The following is a 4,136-nucleotide window of genomic DNA, read 5'->3' on the forward strand; positions in this document are numbered from 1 at the left end:
GGCTGACCCGGGACTGAAAGGCACTCCATGCTGCAAACCGCTTTGCTTTACGTCATCACGGCCACGGTCTTTCTGGGGCTGGACATGGTGGGCATCCGCTACCTCGTCCGCCCGGTGTTCGAGCCGCATGTCGGGCATCTGCTGGCCTCTCCGTTGCGGCTGGGGCCGGCGGTGGTGTTCTACCTGTTCTACGTGGCCGGGATCTTGCTGTTCGTGTCCTGGCCCGCGCTGAAGGCCGGGGCGCCGCTTCAGGCGCTGGCCTTCGGCGCGCTTCTGGGTGCGATGTGCTATGGCACCTATGAGATGACCAACTACGCCACGCTGGCGGACTGGTCGTGGAGGCAGGTCGTGGTCGACGGGCTCTGGGGCACGTTTCTGACCGGCTTTGCGGCCTGGGCCGGGGTGGCGGCGCTCAGCGGTCGGGTGGCCTGACGCCGATGCGCGCGGTCAGGCGCAGGGAAAGCGCATAGGGCAGGGCGCGCAACAGCCTGATCGCAAGGGTGAAGCGGCGCGGGAAACGGATCCCGAACGCCCGCCCTTGCAGCCCCCGGATCACCGCCTGCGCGGCCTGTTCCGGCGTTATGATCGCGGGCATGGCAAAGCGGTTCTTCGCGGTCAGCCGGGTCGGGACAAAGCCGGGGCAGACCAGCCGCACATCGACGCGGGGGGCAAGTTCAACGCGCAGGCTCTCGGCCAGATTGTTCACGGCGGCCTTGGTGGCGCTGTAGGGCTGGCCGCCCGGCAGGCCGAACCAGCCCGCGACCGAGCCGAACAGCACCAGTTGCCCGCCATCACGGAGCAAGGGCGGCGTCAGGCGGGCGACATCAAGGCTGCCGGGAAGGTTCACCGTCACCAGGCGGGCGGTGGTTTCCGGCTCCAGATCGGCGATCCGGCCCGGATCGTAAAGCGCGGCGGTGCAGATCACCGCGTCCAGCGACCCCGGCGCGATTTCGGCGACGGCCTGTGCCAGCGCCTCCGGCCGGGCCAGATCCAGCGGCAGCACCTGCGCGCCGACAGGATCAGCTTTGCCCCCTGTGCGGCCAGGGCACGGGCGAGGGCCGCGCCGATGCCTTCGCTGGCGCCGATGATCCAGACGGTCTTGCCGGCAAATTCCATGGGCTCAGATCCTGAACAAGGGTTGCAGCAGCCGCGGGAGCATCGCGCGGAACCGCAAGGGCGCATCGGTGGCGGCGAGGCAGATGCAGGGGCATCCGGCCCCGGCGACCGGCTGGTGGTCTGTCTCATCGCCTGCGGTTTCGACATCTCCGACGCCAAAGCGGCCTTCGCTGTCGGAGAAGCTGCCTTGCAGCACCAGGGTCAGCTCCAGCCCGCCATGGCTGTGTTCGGGAACCGCGCGGCCCGGCGGGATATACAAAAGCCGCAGCGCGCCGTCGCTGTCGGCAGACAGGATCTGCTGGCGGATGCCGCCCCCCAGCATCCGCCATTTCGGCGGCTGGCCGCCGAGGGCCTGCATCACCGGCGCGGGAAAGATGCCCGAGCGCGCAACCGGCGCGGGCGGCGGCGTGTCGTCCAGCGCGGCCAGCAGCCTGTCCTTCGCGCCGCTGCTCATTGCGGCCGGCGCCACCCGCTCCAGCAGCGCGCCGCCCAGCATCTCGGCCGCCCCGGCGCGGGCGCGGCAGGCGTCGCACAGCGACAGATGCGCCGCCACGACCACGGAGAAAGCCTGGGCCAGGTTGCCGGTGACATAGGCGTCCAGCAGATCGTCGGAAATGTGATGGGTGATCGCGGTCATGGCTGCCTCAGATCCTTCAGTTCGCGCCGCAGTCGTTCCAGCCCGAGCCGGATCCGGGATTTGATGGTGCCGAGCGGCAGGCCGGTCATCTCGCTGATGCGGCTGTGAGGCAGATCCTCGAAATAGGCCTGTTCCAGCACCCGGGCCTGATCGGGCGCCATCGCGCCGAGCGCGCGGCGCAACAGCGCGGCCTCCTGCCCGAGGGCCAGGATCTGCGCCGCGTCGGGTTCCGAGCCTTCCGGTTCGGCCAGAGGGTCTGGTTCCGGCGCAGGCTTGCGGCGGGCAAGGTCGATGCGGCGGTTGCGCGCGATGCGGTAGATCCAGGCGCTGGCCCCGGCCCGGTGCGGGTCGAACTGCGCGGCCTTGTGCCAGACGGCCAGCATGACATCCTGCACCACGTCCTCGGCGCTGCCGTCGCGCAGGCCGCCGCGGATCAGCATCGCCTTGAGGCGCGGCCCGAAATGGTCGAACAGCCGCAGAAAGGCCGCGCGGTCGCGATGGTCGCGCACGGCGATCAGCCAGAGCGTCGCTTCGGCCGGTCCAGCCTGGTTGTCGGGCAAAACGTCATCGGGCAAAATGTCAGCGGGCAAAACGCCATTCTCCTTGCCGCCCGGTTGGGCGTGGCCACCGGACGGGACACCCCCTCCATCGGGCGGCGCCATCACGATCTGGCGGCTGCGGTCTTCCTGCATCATGGCCGGGGATACGCAGCGGCGGGCCGGTCGGATCACCGGTGCAGAAACAATGCGACTCTGCGGCATTTTTCAACCCCGGCGATGATCCGGCCCCGGCCGGGCCGCGTATTCCGGTCACGACAGCAGAAGGAGACCGCCTTGCCCTTTGACGCGACCCGCGGCGCCCCGCAAAAGATCGCCATCGTCGGCGGCGGCATTTCCGGCCTGTCCTCGGCCTGGCTCCTGTCGCGCCACCATCAGGTGACGCTGTTCGAGGCGGCGCCGCGCCCCGGCGGCCACGCCCGCACCGTGATGGCCGGGCGGTGCGGCGATATTGCGGTGGATACCGGCTTCATCGTGTTCAATTACGCCAATTACCCGCATCTGACGGCGCTGTTTCGCGATCTCGACGTGCCGGTGCAGCGCAGCGACATGAGCTTTGGCGTGTCATTGGACAATGGCCGGGTGGAATATGCTTTGCGCTCGCTGGACGCTGTCTTCGCTCAGCGGTCGAACCTGCTGCGCCCGGATTTCCATCGGATGATCCGCGACATTCTGCGCTTCAACGCGCAGGCCGGGGCGGCCGCGCGTGACCGCCCCGATCTGACCATCGACGAGCTGATCGATGAGCTGGGGCTGGGCGCGCGGTTCCGCGACCAGTATCTCTATCCGATCTGCGGCGCGATCTGGTCGACGCCCGCCCGCCGGATCGGCGCCTTTCCCGCCGGGGCCCTGCTGCGCTTCATGTCCAACCACGCGCTGATGTCGAAGGGCGGCCAGCATCAGTGGTGGACGGTGACGGGCGGCAGCATCACCTATGTCACCCGGCTGGCCGGGACGCTGGAGGCAGCCGGTGTCGCCTTGCGGTGCGCCGCCCCGGTGCGCGCGGTGACGCGTGGCGAGACGGGCGTGACGGTGCAGACCGATGGCGTGGCCGAGGCCTTCGAGCATGTGGTGCTGGCCTGCCATGCCGATCAGGCGCTGGCGCTGTTGTCCGACCCTTCGGCGGATGAGACCGCAGCCCTGGGCGCGGTGCGGTTCCAGGACAACCGCGCCGTGCTGCATGCCGATCCGCGGGTGATGCCTGCCCGCCGCAAGTGCTGGGGCGCATGGGTGTACCGCGACGACAATCCCGCCGCAGACAGCGGCGTCGGCGTGACCTATTGGATGAACCGTCTGCAATCTCTGCCCGAGGATGACCCGTTGTTTGTCTCGCTGAACCCGGGCATCACCATCGACCCCGCGCTGATTTATGACGAGACGGTGTTCCGCCACCCGGTCTTCGATCAGGCGGCGCTGGACGCGCAGGTCCGGCTGCGCGCCATGCAGGGCCAGCGGCAGACCTGGTTCGCGGGGGCCTGGCTGCGCAACGGCTTCCATGAGGACGGGTTCGCCAGCGCCATGCGGATCGCCCGTCAGCTTTCGCCTGCGACGGTCTAGGCGATGGGCAGTCTTGCATCCACTCTGGCAGCGGGCGGCGCGCTGCATCTGAACGCCGATGTCAGCCATGCAAGGCGCGGCGCGGTGCGCCACGCCTTTCGCTACCGTGTCGATTATCTGCTGATGGCCCCTGAAAGCCTGCGCCCGCGCGGGCTGTTCCGGTTGGGGCGGTGGGGGCTGTTCAGTTTCCACGCGCCCGATCATGGCGGCACCCGCGGCGCCGGCGAGGGCGCGCCCTGGGCCTGGCAGATGCTGGAACAGGCCGGGCT

6 protein-coding genes are annotated in these 4,136 nt (G+C 69.3%); 3 read left to right on the top strand and 3 right to left on the bottom strand.

All coding sequences use genetic code 11. The features are described from left to right. Window positions 1-30: 30 nt before the first annotated feature. Entirely contained in the window at window positions 31-432 is a 402-nt protein-coding gene (locus XINFAN_RS00250) for a DUF2177 family protein (RefSeq protein ID WP_199286324.1), read from the top strand. Here the strand turns inward: XINFAN_RS00250 and XINFAN_RS00255 are convergent. From XINFAN_RS00255 to XINFAN_RS00265, 3 genes are all read right to left on the bottom strand, one after another. Beyond that, window positions 413-1,003, bottom strand: coding sequence for an SDR family NAD(P)-dependent oxidoreductase (locus XINFAN_RS00255; protein ID WP_233352066.1), 591 nt, complete (start codon window positions 1,001-1,003; stop codon window positions 413-415). The genes XINFAN_RS00250 and XINFAN_RS00255 overlap by 20 nt on opposite strands. 117 nt (window positions 1,004-1,120) lie before the next feature. Then, window positions 1,121-1,753, bottom strand: coding sequence for a ChrR family anti-sigma-E factor (locus tag XINFAN_RS00260; protein ID WP_124084573.1), 633 nt, complete (start codon window positions 1,751-1,753; stop codon window positions 1,121-1,123). Next, entirely contained in the window at window positions 1,750-2,343 is a 594-nt protein-coding gene (locus XINFAN_RS00265; protein ID WP_290426963.1) for a sigma-70 family RNA polymerase sigma factor, read from the bottom strand. Before XINFAN_RS00265 ends, XINFAN_RS00260 begins: the two co-directional genes overlap by 4 nt. Before the next feature lie 243 nt (window positions 2,344-2,586). Between XINFAN_RS00265 and XINFAN_RS00270 the strand changes: the two genes are divergently transcribed. Together XINFAN_RS00270 and XINFAN_RS00275 are read left to right on the top strand one after the other, a co-directional pair. After that, a complete protein-coding gene (locus XINFAN_RS00270; RefSeq protein ID WP_124084574.1) occupies window positions 2,587-3,867 on the top strand; it encodes an NAD(P)/FAD-dependent oxidoreductase in 1,281 nt (426 codons plus the stop codon). Between the two features lie 3 nt (window positions 3,868-3,870). After that, window positions 3,871-4,136: DUF1365 family protein (locus tag XINFAN_RS00275; protein WP_124084575.1), on the top strand; the 266-nt coding region annotated here is incomplete at its 3' end.

The organism is Pseudogemmobacter humi (assembly GCF_900609055.1).
In the GTDB taxonomy this organism is placed as follows: domain Bacteria; phylum Pseudomonadota; class Alphaproteobacteria; order Rhodobacterales; family Rhodobacteraceae; genus Pseudogemmobacter; species Pseudogemmobacter humi.